This window comes from Streptomyces sp. NPDC055966 (genome assembly GCF_042269865.1).
GTDB lineage: Bacteria > Actinomycetota > Actinomycetes > Streptomycetales > Streptomycetaceae > Streptomyces.
Map to the genome: position 1 here is coordinate 298,751 of NZ_JBHJYK010000003.1, position 15,342 is coordinate 314,092.

The 15,342-nt window shown below is 65.1% G+C and carries 20 protein-coding genes; 8 read left to right on the forward strand and 12 right to left on the reverse strand.

What is annotated here, in order from left to right:
* Positions 1-81: 81 nt before the first annotated feature.
* The 9 genes from ACFC8N_RS08245 to ACFC8N_RS08285 all read right to left on the reverse strand — a co-directional run bounded on the left by ACFC8N_RS08245 (position 82) and on the right by ACFC8N_RS08285 (position 5,954).
* Positions 82-1,242 carry a tyrosine-type recombinase/integrase gene (locus tag ACFC8N_RS08245; protein WP_376287450.1) on the reverse strand — a complete coding sequence of 387 codons (1,161 nt, stop codon included), beginning with the start codon at positions 1,240-1,242 and terminating at the stop codon, positions 82-84.
* Positions 1,242-1,454 (reverse strand): excisionase family DNA-binding protein, encoded by a 213-nt coding sequence (locus ACFC8N_RS08250; RefSeq protein WP_228623273.1) that lies wholly within the window; start codon positions 1,452-1,454, stop codon positions 1,242-1,244. Before ACFC8N_RS08250 ends, ACFC8N_RS08245 begins: the two co-directional genes overlap by 1 nt.
* Positions 1,447-2,727, reverse strand: a complete 1,281-nt coding sequence (locus tag ACFC8N_RS08255) for a replication initiator (RefSeq protein WP_376287737.1) — start codon at positions 2,725-2,727, stop codon at positions 1,447-1,449. Before ACFC8N_RS08255 ends, ACFC8N_RS08250 begins: the two co-directional genes overlap by 8 nt.
* A gap of 157 nt (positions 2,728-2,884) precedes the next feature.
* Positions 2,885-3,130: a SpdD protein gene (locus tag ACFC8N_RS08260; RefSeq protein WP_376287739.1), complete on the reverse strand. Its 246-nt coding sequence runs from the start codon at positions 3,128-3,130 to the stop codon at positions 2,885-2,887.
* 25 nt (positions 3,131-3,155) lie between these two features.
* The gene (locus tag ACFC8N_RS08265) at positions 3,156-3,350 is read right to left on the reverse strand and encodes a hypothetical protein (protein WP_376287452.1); all 195 of its coding nucleotides are present in this window, start codon (positions 3,348-3,350) and stop codon (positions 3,156-3,158) included.
* Positions 3,351-3,367: 17 nt separating this feature from the next.
* Complete coding sequence (locus ACFC8N_RS08270) at positions 3,368-3,559, reverse strand: mobile element transfer protein (protein WP_228623269.1); 192 nt, start codon at positions 3,557-3,559, stop codon at positions 3,368-3,370.
* A gap of 10 nt (positions 3,560-3,569) precedes the next feature.
* Positions 3,570-4,181 carry a DUF2637 domain-containing protein gene (locus ACFC8N_RS08275; RefSeq protein WP_376287454.1) on the reverse strand — a complete coding sequence of 204 codons (612 nt, stop codon included), beginning with the start codon at positions 4,179-4,181 and terminating at the stop codon, positions 3,570-3,572.
* 40 nt (positions 4,182-4,221) lie between these two features.
* Positions 4,222-5,598: an FtsK/SpoIIIE domain-containing protein gene (locus ACFC8N_RS08280; RefSeq protein WP_376287455.1), complete on the reverse strand. Its 1,377-nt coding sequence runs from the start codon at positions 5,596-5,598 to the stop codon at positions 4,222-4,224.
* Entirely contained in the window at positions 5,598-5,954 is a 357-nt protein-coding gene (locus ACFC8N_RS08285) for a hypothetical protein (RefSeq protein ID WP_376287457.1), read from the reverse strand. The genes ACFC8N_RS08280 and ACFC8N_RS08285 overlap by 1 nt, the downstream gene beginning before the upstream one ends.
* A gap of 180 nt (positions 5,955-6,134) precedes the next feature.
* Between ACFC8N_RS08285 and ACFC8N_RS08290 the strand changes: the two genes are divergently transcribed.
* Positions 6,135-6,500, forward strand: coding sequence for a hypothetical protein (locus ACFC8N_RS08290; RefSeq protein WP_376287459.1), 366 nt, complete (start codon positions 6,135-6,137; stop codon positions 6,498-6,500).
* A gap of 22 nt (positions 6,501-6,522) precedes the next feature.
* Here ACFC8N_RS08290 and ACFC8N_RS08295 read toward each other — a convergent pair whose 3' ends face one another.
* On the reverse strand, positions 6,523-7,311 hold the full coding sequence (locus ACFC8N_RS08295; protein WP_228623264.1) for a GntR family transcriptional regulator: 789 nt from the start codon (positions 7,309-7,311) through the stop codon (positions 6,523-6,525).
* A gap of 110 nt (positions 7,312-7,421) precedes the next feature.
* On the opposite strand from ACFC8N_RS08295, the gene ACFC8N_RS08300 reads away from it, so the two are divergent.
* From ACFC8N_RS08300 to ACFC8N_RS08315, 4 genes are read left to right on the forward strand one after another with little or no spacing between them, the layout of a single operon-like run.
* Positions 7,422-7,829, forward strand: a complete 408-nt coding sequence (locus tag ACFC8N_RS08300) for an NUDIX hydrolase (RefSeq protein WP_228623305.1) — start codon at positions 7,422-7,424, stop codon at positions 7,827-7,829.
* A gap of 46 nt (positions 7,830-7,875) precedes the next feature.
* Complete coding sequence (locus ACFC8N_RS08305) at positions 7,876-8,304, forward strand: ATP-binding protein (RefSeq protein WP_376287461.1); 429 nt, start codon at positions 7,876-7,878, stop codon at positions 8,302-8,304.
* Complete coding sequence (locus tag ACFC8N_RS08310) at positions 8,298-8,645, forward strand: hypothetical protein (protein ID WP_376287463.1); 348 nt, start codon at positions 8,298-8,300, stop codon at positions 8,643-8,645. The genes ACFC8N_RS08305 and ACFC8N_RS08310 overlap by 7 nt, the downstream gene beginning before the upstream one ends.
* Positions 8,642-9,019, forward strand: a complete 378-nt coding sequence (locus ACFC8N_RS08315) for a hypothetical protein (RefSeq protein WP_228623261.1) — start codon at positions 8,642-8,644, stop codon at positions 9,017-9,019. Before ACFC8N_RS08310 ends, ACFC8N_RS08315 begins: the two co-directional genes overlap by 4 nt.
* A gap of 383 nt (positions 9,020-9,402) precedes the next feature.
* Here ACFC8N_RS08315 and ACFC8N_RS08320 read toward each other — a convergent pair whose 3' ends face one another.
* On the reverse strand, positions 9,403-11,253 hold the full coding sequence (locus ACFC8N_RS08320; protein WP_376287465.1) for an ATP-dependent helicase: 1,851 nt from the start codon (positions 11,251-11,253) through the stop codon (positions 9,403-9,405).
* The gene (locus ACFC8N_RS08325; protein WP_376287467.1) at positions 11,253-13,205 is read right to left on the reverse strand and encodes an ATP-dependent endonuclease; all 1,953 of its coding nucleotides are present in this window, start codon (positions 13,203-13,205) and stop codon (positions 11,253-11,255) included. Before ACFC8N_RS08325 ends, ACFC8N_RS08320 begins: the two co-directional genes overlap by 1 nt.
* Positions 13,206-13,524: 319 nt before the next feature.
* Here ACFC8N_RS08325 and ACFC8N_RS08330 point away from each other — a divergent pair, with 319 nt between their 5' ends.
* The 3 genes from ACFC8N_RS08330 (at position 13,525) to ACFC8N_RS08340 (ending at position 15,226) form a co-directional block, all read left to right on the forward strand.
* Positions 13,525-13,722: a dehydrogenase gene (locus ACFC8N_RS08330; protein ID WP_376287469.1), complete on the forward strand. Its 198-nt coding sequence runs from the start codon at positions 13,525-13,527 to the stop codon at positions 13,720-13,722.
* A 93-nt stretch (positions 13,723-13,815) separates the two neighbouring features.
* A complete protein-coding gene (locus ACFC8N_RS08335; RefSeq protein ID WP_376287471.1) occupies positions 13,816-14,193 on the forward strand; it encodes a hypothetical protein in 378 nt (125 codons plus the stop codon).
* A 493-nt stretch (positions 14,194-14,686) separates the two neighbouring features.
* Positions 14,687-15,226: a hypothetical protein gene (locus ACFC8N_RS08340; RefSeq protein WP_376287473.1), complete on the forward strand. Its 540-nt coding sequence runs from the start codon at positions 14,687-14,689 to the stop codon at positions 15,224-15,226.
* Positions 15,227-15,342 lie beyond the last annotated feature (116 nt).

Consider the following 15,342-nt stretch of genomic DNA (forward strand, 5'->3'; position numbering starts at 1 on the left):
CAGAGAGAAGGGCCAGCTCAGGAGGGAATTCCTCCCAGGCTGGCCCTTCGGCGTTTCAGGGGTCGTGCCACAGGCGTGCCACTACGGGCCCGCAGGGTCCTTCTCGGAGGGCTGCTCGGACGCCGCTCCCCCACCGCCCCGGATCATTGCTCCGAGCCGGTCAGCGATGGCCCGGTCGCGGTCGCTGGTCATGTGCTGATAGATCAGCGCGGCCCGTGAGCTGCTGTGGCCCATCCGGGTCATCAGCTCGCGCGTGCTGGCGCCAGCCGTGGAGGCAAGCGTATTGCCGGTGTGCCGAAGGTCGTGGAAGTGCAGCTCAGCCGTGACGCCAGCCGCCTTCCGGGCTTGCACCCAGTCGTCGCGGAAGTTGCTACGCCGCAGTTGTCCGCCCTGCGGCCCGACGAAGATGTGCCCCTCGCTGCCAGGCGCGGCAAAGTGCTCCAGGTGGCGGGTGATCTCATCGAGCAGTTCAGCCGGGAAGGAGACGGAGCGGACGCCGGCTGCGGACTTCGGCGCCTTGTCAAAGAGCCGCCCGTTCTGCAGTTCGGCCTGAGCGCGGCGCACTGTGACGGTCAGTGCCCCCAGGTTGATGTCCCGGCGCCTCAGGGCCGCCAGCTCTCCGAACCGGAGAGTGGTGAAGGCCGCCAGGAGCACGAGCAGCCGATAGCGCGGAGCGATGGAGTCGGCAACGGCGAAGACTTCCGCGACCGTGAGGACCGGCCGCTCTGGCACGTCGTAGTGGTCCGCTCCCTTGATACGGCATGGGTTGCGCCGGATCAGCTCATCGTCCACCGCCGTGTTCATCAAGGCCCGGAGCAGCTGATACGCCTTGACCACCGTCGGCTCCCCGACGCCGGCGGCGAGGAGCTTGCCGCGCCAGCTGCGCACCCGAGCCGTCGACACGTCCGCCACGTTCCCGGCCCCGAACGTGGGCAGGATGTGCAGCCGAATCACCGACTCGTTGCGCTCGCGCGTGCGATCGGCCAGCTTCCGGTCTCGCAGCCAAGCAACGGCGTACTCCTCGAAGTTCACTGCCCCGGCGTCCGGGTCCGACCAGTGCCCACGCGCGATGTCGGACTCGATGTGTGTGAGCGCCGCTTGCGCGTCGGTCTTGGTCGGGTACGTCTTCTCGGCCGGGCGCAGTTGGCCCGTCTCGGGATCGCGGTACCGAACCTGCCAGCGGCCAGATGGGAGCTGCCGGACCGACCCGAAGCTTCTACGCCTCCCCTGCTTGTTGGCCATCAGGCAACCCTCCGCAGCGAGCCGCGCCGGTGACCGATCGGCTGAACCGTGTGGGCGTCGATGAACGCGCTCAGCGAGCTTTCCGGGATGCGAACGTGCCGACCGACCTTGACGAACGTGATGCGTCGCTCGGCGATCAGGCGGCGCGGGAAGCGTTCCGTGGTCCCGAGGAGTTCGGCCACCTGAGCCACGGTGAGGTAGCGGTCAGCCATGGGTGGGTTCTCCTTCCGTTCCGGGGGCGGGTTCGAGGGATGCGGCGAGCCAGGCTTCGGTGTCGGACAGGCCGGTGCCGGCGAAGACCCAGTGGGCGAGGACGTACGTCGTGTCGGTCGGGCGTTCTTCGGTTGCTGCCTGGGCGCGGCGCCATTCGGCGCGGGCGTCGCGGAGGGCGCCGAGGGTGGTGGAGTAGCGGCGGGACTTGGTGGAGAAGTGGCCGCGGAATCCGAGCATGTGGGCCCAGGCGCGCAGGCGGAGGTGTTCGAGGTCCTTGCGGGCGCCGAGGGTCCAGGCGGTTCGGATGAGGCGGCGGGCGTGGTCGCTGATGTCGAACTGGGCGAGTTCGGCGGCGAACTTGAGCGGGCGGTCGAGGGCGCCCGTCGCGGTCTCGGCGCCCTTGGTGGCGTACTTGGCGATGTACGCCGCTACGGCCCGCTCGGTCAGCTCCTGGCCGTCGTTGAAGTCGGCGGAGCGGATGGTGCGGATGTCGAGTTGGCGGCCGAAGGCGAAGGTATGAGTGCGGCCCTCGATCACCGGACCGTCGACACGGACATTGGCGGCTGCTTCCTTGATGGCGTCCGTGAGCAAGTCAGCGGTGGCCCAGGCCGGGGGCGGGGTCTCTCCGCCATCGGGGCCGTCGATGCGGATCACGGCATGGAAGTGGACTGCACCGCGCTTCTGGTACTCGGCGACCTTGGCGAAGGAGACGCGGGCGTGTTCGCGGAACCGGCGCTGTGACAGGCCCGCGCGCTTGGCGACCTCACGGCGCAGGTAGATGGAGAAGCGGCGCCAGAGCTGCCCGGCGTGCGCGTTCCATAGGACGGCGGCTTCGTAGTCGTACGTGTCCGGGTCGAGCGGGGTGCCAAGGGTGTCGTCGTTCTGGTCGTGGTGGGTGCCGCAGCGGCACCGGCGGCCATCGGTACGGCGGTTGTGGACCGGGCCGAAGCCGGGGGCGGTGAAGGTGGCGAAGACCCGGGGATGGGCGGCGACGCGTTCCGGGGTGCCCTTGCCGCCGCGCAGTCCGGCGGTGATCAGGTGGAAGGTGTCACGCCGGTAGACCTCGGCGCAGGCAGGGCAGCGGGTGGTACGGCGGTTGTTGCAGCGGACGAGGAGTTGGCCGGCCGGGAGGGCGGTCGAGTCGAGATGCTGGAGGACACGGCCGATCTCACCGGTGGTGGTGTCGACGTCGTACTCGGTGCGGTGGCCGTCCAGCCGGATGGGGTGGGTGCAGCCGCCGAGCCCGGAGAGCTGCCGGAGGATACCCGGCAGGGTCCCGTCGGCGGCGAGGTTGCTGAGTTCCGGGAGCGGGGGCGGGGTGGTGCGGGCGAAGATGGCGGTCTCCTTCTGACTGGCGTTGTCGGGAGGAATGGGCCGCCGGGGCGGCGGATGCTTGGCCGTGTCGCGCCGCCCCGGAGGTCAAGGCGCGTCAGCGCCGGTTGTGCTCGCGGAGGAGCGAGCGCAGGACCACGGCGGCGATGGCCACCGAGATGGCCGTGACAGCGACGGCGGCCAGTAGCGCGGTGAGGACTACGCCACCGACGATCAGGGCCGCGACCGTCTTCTGATCGATGGAGAGGGACGGGCGGTAGCGCTGGAGCGGCGCCGGGTCCGTCGGGGTGTGGGTGTGGGCGGGCGGAGGGGTGGGGTTGTCCGGGTACTTGGGCAGGAACACAGCCGGGCTCTCCATATCTACTCGTCTAGTCATGTGTGCCGTTTATGACGCCCACGCCGGAGCGCGTGCCGGACTCGATGCCGGGGGCGAGGAAGGTGTGCGAGAGCCAGAAGCCGAAGAGGGCGATCAGGACGACGATCCAGGGCCGGATGCCGAGGAACTTGATCGCTCCCCAGACGAAGAAACCGAGGACGAGCACGAGCGGCAGACTGACGGTCACGGTTGGTCTTGGCCCTTTCAGCGGACGGGGCAGCGGTGGGTACGGGCGGCCAGTTCGGCGGCGGCGCGGCTGTCGTAGTCGGCGGAGAAGCCGCAGCGCGGGGCCGTGCAAGCGGCAGTGTGCTTCTCGCGGCCACGCTGGTCGTAGGAGGTGCCGACCTGGACGGGGCCGATGCGGGTGACGTCACGGAAGTTGCGGTTGGCGGCCATGGGTGTCCTTTCAGAGGTGGGCGGCGATGGCTTCGGCCATGGGAGCCGGGACGCCGAGGCGGGCGCGGAGGGTCGGTGTGTCGATCGCGGCGCCGGTACGGGCGTGGTGCTCGGCGGCGACCTTTCGGGCGTGGTCGACCAGGGCGGACGGGACCGGCACGGGCGGAGGCTCTGGCAATGCTTCGATGGCGGGTGGGTCGGAGGGTTCGGGTGCCGTCTCGGGGTCGTCCTCCTGGTCCTCGGTGCTGGCGTCCTTCTGCGGTACCGAGTGAGCGAGGAGGGTCCCGCCGAGGAAGGCGATGGCGGGCCAGCCGGCGACGAGGATGCGCAGCCAGGCGGGGACGTTGCCGAGGTCGAGGAGGCCGGCGGTGGCGACATTGGCGCCGAGGGACGCCGTGAGCGCGATGACGAACCAGCACCAGGCCGCCGCTTTGGTCGTGCCCGAGCGCAGCTGGCGCCAGGCGGCGACAAGCAACAGGTCGACGGAGATGGGATAGGCCCACGCCTTCCACCCGTCCTGTCCGGCCGCCACGGCGACGTCGTGAAGGTGGGCGAAAGACAGTGCGGCAGCGATGAGTGCTTGGACGAGTACCGCGTCGACGCGGACCAGGCGGGCGCGCATGATGCGGCTCCTTCTGGAGTCGGGCGGGGAGCGGGGAAGGTCAGTCGGCTGCCGGGTGGGGCAGAACGGCCGGGGTCGCGGTCTCGACCGGGCGCACGGGTGTGTCGGGCCGGAAGCGCTTGAGGGCGGGCAGGTCGGGCACGAGGTCCACCGACTCGCGGCAGGTCTCGGCGGCGGCGCCGAGGGAGAGGTACGGCGTGCGGATGCGGGACCAGCCGCCGGAGGTGTCACCAGCTACGGCGAGGCCGGGCCGTTCGGGGGCGATGGCACAGGCGGCATAGACAGCTTCAGGGGCAATGTCGCCGAGCGCCATCTTGGCGGAGGCTTCGTCGTTGACGCGATGGCATACGCGGCCGGTGAGCTGGGCCCGCAGCATGGTGGCGCCCTTGCCGAGTTCGGCGCCGAAGCGTTGCCCGCACACCTCCAGGTAGATGCCGGCGGCGCGGCCGAGTTGGGCGAGGCGGATGAGCTGGGTGACCATCTCGTCCCGTCGTTCCTCGTCCTTGCGTGTGGCGACGAGGAACAGTTCCGCCACTTCGTCCACGAACAGCACGATGGGCACCGGGCGTTGCTTCTCGGGCAGGCCCCAGATGTCGGAGGTGATCTCCTCGTCCGGGGTGTCCGGGGCGATCCCCTGTCGTGTCTTGATCAGGTCGTATCGGTCCTCCATTTCCTTGACCAGTACGGGCAGCAGTTCGGCCGCCTGTTCCGGGTCGGTGGCCAGCGCCGAGAGCCGAGCGGCGAAGGGCGCCAGCTCCACTCCCCGCTTGCAGTCGATGCCGACCAGGGCGACGGGCTGTCGGGCGAGCCCGGCGATCAGGTGGCGCAGGTACATGGACTTGCCGGACAGGGTGGCGCCGAGGGTGAGTTGGTGCGGGATGGTGCGGTAGTCCCGTACGAACGGAGTGGCATCTTCCCGAAGCGCGACCGGAACCTTGAGGAAGCCGTTCGCGACCTTGCGGGGCATCCGCACCCGCCGTAGTACGTCGTAGCCGACCAGCCGCAGTTCGACCACGCCCGGTTTGACGGTCGTGACGTATACGGCGTGCACGCCCCAGGCATGCCGCAGTCGTTCCGCCGAGGCGGCGACGTCGGCGGGTTCCTGCCCCGGTGCGAGCCGGAGCCGGATCCGGAGGCCGGTCGAGGTGGGCCGGATGAGGCCCCGCCGGGGTGGTACGGGCCGGACCTCACGGTTGGTCGTGGCCTTGACGGCGAGGACTCGGAGCCGGGAGGGCGCCACGGTCAGGCCGCAGGCTTCCATGACCGAGCTGTACGAGCCGAGCAGCCGGGCCGTGGATATCGGCAGGCCGACCGTGGACCAGTACACCGCCGGGTGCTTGGCCCGGGTGTAGGCGGCCCCACCGCCGAGCGCGGCGAGGGGACCACCCACCTCCAGGAGCGTCGTCAGGTCGGTCATCAGGCAGCGGCCCCGGTGACGGCCGGGAAGGCGGCCGGAGTGACGGCGGCGGCCCGGTAGGCGATGCCGTGTCGCTGCTGGCCATTGAACACGGACTCCCACGGCCGGGCGACCAGCCCCGGAAGCGAGACCGGCGCCCCAAGAGCCAGCCCCTCGGAGATGCCACCCTCCGGCACGGTGACCTTGATCAGCGACGACTCGCCGCCCTCGATGTAGACGACGCCGATCGTCATCAAGGCCTCACCGCTGTTCGCGTCCTTGGCGATCTCGCCCGTCTGCCGGTCGCGGACCTTCGGCTCAGGGGCCTCGGTGAGGAGGATCGTCGCAGCGGAGGTCTCAACACGGATGGTGCGCAAGGGAATTCCCCTATCTACTCGTCTATACATGTGCCGTTCTGCGAACCCGATCTCCCTGGTTCGTGCGGACCACTGTGCCACACAACTTGCCCACTCGTCTATACGAGTAAGCGTGTTGGGGTGTACGAGTTCGGAGAAGCGACCTGCGCCCGTGTCAGACCCACCCGCCACAATCCACCCATGCTGATAGCGACCAACGGCCGTGGCTACGAGCTGAAACGCCCCACGAAGCCGGCAGTAGGGGCCATGCTCGCCAACCTGCGACGCGGCAACGAGTACTTGATCCTTGACCGGCGGGACGAGGAACGAGAGGGCGACTGGTACATCCAGGCCTGGTTCTGCGACAACAACACCTACCAGCTGGAATACCGCGATGGCGTCCCCTCGGAGCACTACCAGACCCGGACGGTGTCGCAGGAGAAGGTCCTCCAAGCACTCCTCGGCTGGATGGCCGACAAGCCCGACTGGCGGGAGGGTTTCATGTGGAACAACATCGGCCACATGTTCCCGCCCGTCCTCGATGGCGAGGACGAATCGACTGTCTAGAGCTGTGCCGCCGCCCATCTGATCACGTCGCCGGAAGCTGGTACGACAGGACGTACGCGTCCGCCGCCATCACCGTGTCGCAGACCTCGACGGCCCGTCCCTCGGTGTCGAAGGCGGTCCGGATCAGATGGATGACCGGCACGCCGGCCGCCAGGTGCAGCGTCTTGACCTCGGCGGGCGAGGGCATCCGGGCCCGGATCTCTTCCTCGAAGTGGTCGAGACGATGGCCCAGCTCTTCCAGGCGGGCATAGATACCGCCGGGACCGGGGTTGGGTTCGGCGATCGGGGTGCCGCGCGCGATGTCGAGGGGGAGGTAGGAGGTCGCAAACTCGACCGGTCGTCCGTCGAGGAGGTACCGGCGCCGCCGGGCGAGCACGCGCCGGACGGAGCCGAGTCGGGTGGAGATGTCCTGGCTGGCCTTCTCTTCCTTGACCTCAAGGCTGTCGACCTGGGGGTGACTGCCGGCCGCGTTGGCCTCCACGATGAACGCGGACTTTCCCTGCTCCCTGTGTCGCCGGGCGAAGCGGTCGGAGGCGAGTCGCCGCACGGGCGGCCGGGGCCGCACGAAGACGCCCTTGCCGTGCTCGGCGTGCACCAGGCCCTCACCCTGGAGGATGGAGAAGGAGTTCCGGACGGTCATCCGGGACACTCCGTAGTGCTCGACAAGCTCAGCTTCCGAGGGCAGCTTTTCGCCCTCGCGGAATCGCCCACGGTCAATGGCCTCGCGCAGTTGATCAGCGATCTGCCGGAAGACCGCACGATCGCTCGTGGGGTCGAGATCGCCGAGGAGGCCGGAAGGGAGAGGGCTCACGTTGAGTACTCCTTTAGGTATCTAGACGAGTGGGCGAGTGTTGTTGCTACGGTGGAGAGCCTAGCCAGCCGAGAGGGCCGAGGAACGTGAGCACAGAACGCCCGCACTCCGTGAGCGTCGCCGGGGTCGTCGTCGACGACCACGGCCGGGCCCTCCTGATCCAGCGCCGTGACAACGGCAAGTGGGAGCCGCCGGGCGGTGTCCTCGAACGCGAGGAGACCATCCCGGAAGCCCTCCAGCGCGAAGTCCTCGAAGAGACCGGCATCAAGATCGCGCTTCCGGCGGCCCTGACCGGCGTCTACAAGAACATGAAGGGCTTGATCGTCTCCCTGGTCTTCCGTTGCGAGGCCGCCGACGGCACGCCCACCACCGGTGACGAGACCCGTGCGCTGCGCTGGGCCACCCGTGAAGAGGTCACCGAGCTTGCCGACGAGGCGTACGCGATCCGCGTCCTTGACGCACTCGACGCGGCGTCCCCGCCGGCCATCCGCGCCCACGATGGCGTGAAACTCGTCTAGCCCGAACCCGCTGCACATGGCGGCCTACCAGCACGAAGGAACTTGTATGCACGAGTATACGAGTACAGCCCGGGTCTGGGGGCTGAGTTGCCCAGGATTCCCAGAAGAAGTGAGCCGGGCCCGCCGCTGGACCCGGGACATCCTGCGCGGATCGCCCTTAGCGGCGGATGCCGAACTGATCGTGAGCGAGCTGAGCGCGAACGCGATCCTCCACACGGTCAGCGGCCTGGAGTCCGGCAGGTTCCACCTGGCCCTTGCGGTCTCCCCGCAGGTGATCGCGCTGTCCGTCACGGACGACGGAGGCGCGGCTACGGCCCCGAAGGTCGAGGACCAGGCCGAGGACGCCGAGCACGGCCGGGGCCTGGGCATGGTCAGCGCCATCGCTCACAGGGTCGTGGTCCACGACAGCGACGGCGGCCACACGGTCACCGCGGAACTCTTCGCACAGCCGGGCTCAGAGGGTCAGTCATGCTGACGTCAGCCCTTGCTGAGGACCTGCATGCGGGCGGGCGGTACGGCTCTTATCAGTGCTGGGCCGCCGCCTACCCCTTGCACGAAGTCCGTTCCATCACGCTGGGATCGCACACCGCCACAAGCCCCCGTCTGGCGTTGCGTTGGCTTCAGGAGCGTACGAGTCACATCACGGACCAGCTCGACGCCGCATACGCACAGCCGGGCCGCCACTGGCTCACCGACGAGCCGGAGCATGAGCGAGCCCTCGCCTATCTGGCCACAGGCACGGCCTACCAACTCGCCCTGTACGACGAGAACACGCGCTACGTGCTCGTCGCCTACCCCAGAGGAGCGGCATCGTGACGGGACTCGCGCGCGGCTACTGGTGCGAGTGCTGGACTGAGGACCTCAGCGGCGACCAGCCGCCGGCACTCCGGGCATCCTTCGACGCCTACACGGCACCCCAGGCAGACAGATGGGTCGCGGTCACACTCCGCACGATCTCACCGGCGCTGGACACTGACGCCTCCGACCAGGCATGGGCTTGGCTGTACGAGGGCCGCATAGAGACCCGACGTGCCCTCCTGCGCTCCGAGCCCTGCACGGTCACGGTCACTCAGGCCAGCACTCGCATCACGTGGACGATCCGGCCGGTTCTCTTCCTGCCACTCGCCCACCGCCAAAGGGCCGAACTGCCAGCCTGCGCATACGACTTCAAACCCCACGCGGCCGACTGAGTTACAACTTTCTCTACTGGTTCAAGGCGGCTCGCCCTGCTCGCCGCGCGCGGCCCGGCCCCCGGCCGGGCCTGCGCTCCTGTCTCCGCCCCGCTCCAGCCCGGCCGGCGCCCGTGCCGCGCGCACAGCAATCAGCCGCTTGCCGTCAGAGAAGGGGTACGTCGTGGCTGGGGCGGTCGGCTCCGCGATTTTAGGCAGCCACTTTGGCGCGAGCCTCGCAGATCATGGCCCCAACGTCGTGCTTTACCGGGCAGGTCCACAGACTGCCCGACGCGCCGGAAGCTTACGGGGCCATGATCACTCGCGCCAAAGCAGCTCCAGCCCAAAATCGCTCCGCCGACCTCGGGTGGCCTCAGACAGCGACCAAGTTTTGAAAAATGTGGTTATTCTCCGGGCGACAAGTGTGCCAGAACATCCCGCATGAACCGTGACACACCCAAGGTGTTTCTCGTCCCCCAGTCGGTCTCCCAAAAATCTCCGTAGACGAGAATAGCGGCCGCTTTAGAGCGAGTTAGACCCACATAGAAGGCAAGACGGTCTTGAGCCAACCTGTCAGGTGGGGGTTCAGGGAACGTTCTGCGCTTCCTATCCCAGAAGCGACCGGGCATGATTCCATCCACCAGACCTGGGAGTATGACTACCTGCCATTCTCGGCCCTTCGCCGCATGGTAAGTGGTCAGCGTGAATCTGCCGGTACGTAGGGCGCCCACCACGATATCGGCTAGCTCAAGATCATGATTGACACAGCATTCTCTAAAATCGGCAACCGATTCGGCATTCAGCCGCCGAGGATTTCTTTGGGCAACCAAATCGAGTTCAAGCTCGCTTACCAATTCATCGAACCATGTCAGCAACTCTGGCTGGCTTCCGTCAGTGTCAGGATGCAAGAGTCTAGCCAGGATGGCATCGACCTCTCTTCGCGGAAAGTCACTTAGTCCCCCCTCTCGCCGCATATTGAAATATTGACGAGACAGATCGCCGAGTGTCCGGACTTCGTCCGCGCTCATATCAGTTTCGGGGGGCTGGTAACCCGAAACAGTGCGAGCAGCACAAGCGCGGATAAAGTCAGCCATTTCCCCTTCTGGAAGCTTCTCATCCTTCTCGTGTACGAAATCGAGACCGTATTCAGTAAAAGCGGACAATAGAGACGTGAGCAGGGGACCCTTTCTTGGATACAACACAGCGATGTCGTGAGCAGGGATTCCAGTAACTACCAGCTGAAGGATCTTCCGTGACACAATTTCGGCGTGATCCCACAGCCCACCGTCAGCATAGATGGGCTCAATAATGCCCGCGTCTTCGCGTCCCGGACGCGCTTCATGGTCACGCGTCTCTCTCAGCACAGCGTGGCTGGCTGCAATGATGGCCTGGCCGCTTCGGTAGTTTACTTTGAGAGGGACGCTATGAAATGCCTTAGACAACTCCTCCAAATACTTGGGGTCCGCTCCAGTAAATCCCATTACCGTTTGATCAGGATCACCAAAGGCGGAGATAGTAACGGGGGTACCACCAGCAAGTGTTGTAACCAGAGAATGGAGCACCGGACCTAGATCTTGATACTCGTCCACCACAATATGCGGAAATTTTGATGCAACAAGATTCGCGATGTCAGGAAATTCTTGAAGGAGTGAGAGTGCACGAGAAATCATCATGTCAAAGTCGATCCACCCCCTCTCCTCCATCAATTGATCGAATGCGATCGCAGCGTCGATCATCGGGTCGCGAAACTCATCAACATCGCCTACAGCGTGCCGCCGCCTCGCTCTTGTGAACGCTGGCTTCTCGTACCTGGGAATGCCCATGACCCCAGCGTGTGCGAAACTCTCCTCCAGAACCCTCATCCAATCCTTAGCCTTGTCGTCGACAATGACCAAATCATCGGGAGAGGTTCTGCCCACGAGTTCGGAGTAAGGGCGAAGTACATGCGTGAGACACCAGGAGTGCAGTGTGCTTGACGCCAATCGATTTCCCGGCCTCATTCCCAAGCGGCCGAGGCGATCGACAATTTCACGCGCAGCATGATTGGTGTAGGTGATTGCCGCGACCCCTCTATGCGCTGGAACCTGTGTTTCTAGGAGATACCCAACGCGGGCGACAAGGGTACGCGTCTTCCCGGAACCTGGGCCAGCGAGAACCACGAGGTTTCCTTTATGGATCACCGCCTCCTTTTGTCCGTCATTTAGTTCCTCGATTTCCTTAGCTAGAACGCGGCGCAGCAGCGGATGCTCAGTCACTACGCCTCACCCTTAGCAGGCTTGGCATCGAAAAGGCCAGTCTTCCGTACAGCTCTCGAAATCTGATCCAGTGCACTAACGAGATGGCCAAAGGTGGAATGGGAGTACAGGCCCATTACCACCCGCCTCTCCTTTTCCTCCTCCGTGGCGGAAGAAGTGACCGAGGCGATGACTCCTTCCATCCGAGAGGAAAAGGTTGAGAAGTCAGCGTTCTCTACATAGGACGCCAAACGCTGAGCAAACCTTCCCTTACTAACCGCGTCGATACGTCTTAGAAATTCCTCAATGTGAGCTTGATCGCCCCCAGCGAGGCCACGTGCAGCTTGCTCAAACTTGGCCTTGAGGGGTTCTGACACGTCGAAGTCTGCGTACGCGGAGACCATGGGCTCCACAAGCAACGGAGCCACATCCACTTCCAGGGTCTTCGGGCCGATGAATACGCCTACGTCGACCGCTTCGGCTCGGAGACTAAAGGTGTCTGCCTGATCTCCCATTGCGAGCGCCTCTTCCACTCGGCGCAAAAAGTCAGACTGCTTTACCGGCTCCATCAATTTTGCGGCACGGCGCAATCCGAGATGAATGTATTCTCCTTCCTTATTGGTTGGGTCTCCATCGGTAATGATCACGTGAGGAACTTGAAGAGCACCTGAACCAAGAAGGTTCCTGAAAGGCTGAAAGTCTGTGCCCGTGATGTTGGCTACGACGACGCCATGCTCATCCAAGTCAAAGCCTAGAGCCTTGGCTAGAGCAGGAACGACGTAGACCTCGGCGATTCCCTCTACCAAAATTGCACCGGAGCAGAAGAGAATCTCGGCGCGACTTACATCAAGGTATCGCTCAAGATCAGCCTTTTGCATTGCTGTGAAATTACAGCGGGCCGTGAAGGCGGCCTCCGTAGCCCCGTCCCTGCCAGGCCTCAGCAATACCAGTGAATCCAAACGCGAGACGGCAGCAATATGAGGGCTGTGGGTGGTTACCATCAACGAGGACTCGTTGCGCAAGAGGTAACTAAATACCTGCCGCTGAAGCACAGGATGAAGATGCGCTTCAGGCTCCTCTACTCCGAGAATGGTGTCCAACACGGCGTCCGACTCTCTCCTCGATGCTGCTCTTTCGAGAAGTAGGGCCAAGTAGAGAATATTGGCGTTGCCTGTCGAAGCATCCGCCACACTGCGAGTCCGTTCCTGGTCAACGAACAGTCGAATGGATCGCAAGAGGCGGTCAGGGTCGCTAGAGGCGAACCCGAGCTTCGGGCTAATGTCGACCCGAGAGCCGGCCATAGCAATCAGCCGCTTTGACACGTCATTGGCCAGTTGCGCGATATCCGGCTCCTGGGCCAGGAGATCCATCGCAGCCGACACTTTTTTAGCAGTATCGGCAAGAGCCGACTTATTCGGCTTTCGTGTGTCCAGTAGCTCCTGCAGAGGGGAGTCTCGCCATCGTGAAAGATCCCCGACTGCGTCACGCATAGCAGGAAGTACTGTGAAGTTGACGTCTCGCCTGATGCGTCTGCCATCCCGGTCGGCCTTGATGCCAGCCCAAATGTCCCACGTATAGTCATCTCGGGTAAGGTTCGTCGGGCTCTGCCCGTCTACCTTGACCAACGGCTCGAATAGATACGTCAGCCGCGCCGTCAAAGGGTTCAGCTCGGAAAAGCAGCCATCAAGTGCAGCTTCAGCTTTTAGATTTCCAGCAAAGCCCGTAATGTCGATTTCGACCCTTACTTTTACTCCCTTTTCATAGGTTGTGTCGGAAAACTCGCAGATGTCTTCGGGTCGCAAAAATCGTGCAGAGTCGGGTAGGTCAGGATCGAGCACGAGCCGCAGAGCTCGCAGGAAGTTGGATTTGCCTACGCCGTTCTCTCCCACGATTACCGCTGACGGAGGAAAAGGGTCAATCTCCAGGCGTCGAAAATTACGGTAGTTCTCGATGAGAACACGGCTGATTCGCATATTTATCCCGCCCCTGCCTAGGACTTCCGCACCGCATCTTAAGGCTGCAAGGCTGGCGTATGGGGGCGATTGGTGAACTCTGGGCGCCCACGTCCCAGCACCAGCACCAGCACCAGCACCAGCACCAGCACCGGTGTCTCACACGCACGCGGGGCGGCACCGGGTGAGTGTCCAACTGCGTGACAACGGCGACGCACAGCGGCGGAGGAGCGCGGACGTCTGCGGACCGTCAGCGCAGGTGACCGGCACAGCAGCCCCAGGCCCAGCCCCCGCCCAAGTTGCTTCGGGACGAAGCGGTCGCTCCGTTAGGGTGCGCTGCATGACCGACGCCCCGGTGTGTCCGGAGTGCAGTCAGTCCATGCAGTTCGGCGGCTTCGTCCTCGTCAAGCGGGAGGACGATGGCCGGCGGACCTGCCGGGCGCTGTGGAGGTGTACCGGTCGGCATGTCCGGTGGCGCTGGGCCGACCGGCCGGAGGAGCCGTTGGAGGCCTGCCCGATGCCCGAGCTGTTCCGCTGACATCCAACGCCGGCGCCGCCATCGCCGTACCCTCCGCCTCGGCCGCCGCGGCCGTCACTGGTCAGCGAAGTCACGATCGGAGAGTCTGGGGGCATGCTGCTGCCGCTGACCCATGGGAAGACCGAGCTCATCGAGGTCGTCCGCATCACCGACCCCGTCAGGCACCTCAGTTCGGAGAACCTAGCCGGTGACACTGCCGCGATCTGGGAGGGAGACCAAGCCCAGCAGGCCCTGTCCCTGATCGCCGACCTGCCAGGAAGTGAGCTGTACCGCTGCTTCCTCCCAGGGTGGGGAATCCGGGCGCACAGCTCCACCGATCAGCTCTTCGAGATCGCCTTCTGCTTCCGCTGTCACGGGGCCCGTATCTGGGGGCCGGGTCTTCCTGTCGAACAACGAGGCCAGACCTTCGACGCAGAGAGCCCTGCCGCCCTTGAACTGCTCCACCGATTCCGCTCCTGCCTGCCGGACTGATGATCAGGTCTCAGCAGCTTCGGGACGAAGAGGTCGCCGTGCCATAGCCGTGCCAGATGCCGGGGTCAGCAGCGGTCAACAAGGGTGGCTGGCGGGCGCATCTGTGCCCACCATCTCGCCCGCCGAAGCAGCAGGTCACCGGCCCGACGCCCCACCCTCTCTCCTAAAGCGGGTGTCGCAGGTTCGAATCCTGCCGGGGGCACAGAGGAACACCAGGTCAGAGCCTGGTTTAGTGCAGTGAAGGCCCTCCGTGAAGATCACGGAGGGCCTTCTTGCTCCGGATGGGAACGCGCCGTCGCCATGAATCTGGGGAACCAGACCCTATCCGGAGCAATGTGAAAATGTGACACATTCCCTCACATGGTCCAATCTGGGGCATTTCTACTGACTGCTCATTGCGTGCATGACATCGTTGCCAGGCAAGCAACTCCGCGCTGTTTGGCGGCAGTTGCCGAGATTGCCGTAGGTAATCGAGAACCCGGAGGGATGCAACATGACCTCGCTCCTGACGCGTTTCAAACGCGCCGCCGTCTGCGCGGCCACCGTCACGGTGGCGCTGGGGATGGCGATGGCACCCGCTGTCAGCGCCGCACCCGCCCATGCGCCGCACGCTGCGACGAAGGCCGATCCGGTGACGGTGTGCGGCAGCAAGTTCCCGCAGTACTCGGACGGCCGCTGGACCTACACCGAAGCCCGGTTCTGCCTGGGGACCGACGGCAGCCAGGTCTGGCCCATCCTCGACTTCTCCGAGTGCCAGTACTACTGGGGAGCGGCCTGGTACTACGCCAACGCCAAGTACCCGTGCGGGTTCGACTTCCAATACACCGTGACCCGTGAAGGCCAGAACGTGCTGGACGGCAGCAGTTCCGGCAGCGGCGGTCCGGGCGGAGTGGTCGAAGGCAACTCCACCGGCTGCGCGGGCCCCGGCACCTACACGCTCAGGGCCCGGTACGTCCTGTCCGGCCCGTACTGGACCGACACCCAGATCAACTCCGGCTACCGCACCTACAACCTCGACCTGCCCTGCGGCTGACAGGGGGCACTACCCGGCAGGGAGTCCTCCCGGCGCCTCGGTGCCGGGAGGACTCCCTGTTGCCGCGGCCATAGGTTCTCTGAGCTGGGCGGCTGCATGCCCGGGCTCGTCATTGG

Coding starts and splice junctions, on each gene's coding strand:
- ACFC8N_RS08245 (WP_376287450.1), bottom strand. CDS start 1,242: ATGGCCAACAAGCAGGGGAGGCGTAGAAGCTTCGGGTCGGTCCGGCAG.
- ACFC8N_RS08250 (WP_228623273.1), bottom strand. CDS start 1,454: ATGGCTGACCGCTACCTCACCGTGGCTCAGGTGGCCGAACTCCTCGGG.
- ACFC8N_RS08270 (WP_228623269.1), bottom strand. CDS start 3,559: ATGGCCGCCAACCGCAACTTCCGTGACGTCACCCGCATCGGCCCCGTC.
- ACFC8N_RS08275 (WP_376287454.1), bottom strand. CDS start 4,181: ATGCGCGCCCGCCTGGTCCGCGTCGACGCGGTACTCGTCCAAGCACTC.
- ACFC8N_RS08280 (WP_376287455.1), bottom strand. CDS start 5,598: ATGACCGACCTGACGACGCTCCTGGAGGTGGGTGGTCCCCTCGCCGCG.
- ACFC8N_RS08290 (WP_376287459.1), top strand. CDS start 6,135: ATGCTGATAGCGACCAACGGCCGTGGCTACGAGCTGAAACGCCCCACG.
- ACFC8N_RS08305 (WP_376287461.1), top strand. CDS start 7,876: ATGCACGAGTATACGAGTACAGCCCGGGTCTGGGGGCTGAGTTGCCCA.
- ACFC8N_RS08310 (WP_376287463.1), top strand. CDS start 8,298: ATGCTGACGTCAGCCCTTGCTGAGGACCTGCATGCGGGCGGGCGGTAC.
- ACFC8N_RS08325 (WP_376287467.1), bottom strand. CDS start 13,205: ATGCGAATCAGCCGTGTTCTCATCGAGAACTACCGTAATTTTCGACGC.
- ACFC8N_RS08330 (WP_376287469.1), top strand. CDS start 13,525: ATGACCGACGCCCCGGTGTGTCCGGAGTGCAGTCAGTCCATGCAGTTC.
- ACFC8N_RS08335 (WP_376287471.1), top strand. CDS start 13,816: ATGCTGCTGCCGCTGACCCATGGGAAGACCGAGCTCATCGAGGTCGTC.
- ACFC8N_RS08340 (WP_376287473.1), top strand. CDS start 14,687: ATGACCTCGCTCCTGACGCGTTTCAAACGCGCCGCCGTCTGCGCGGCC.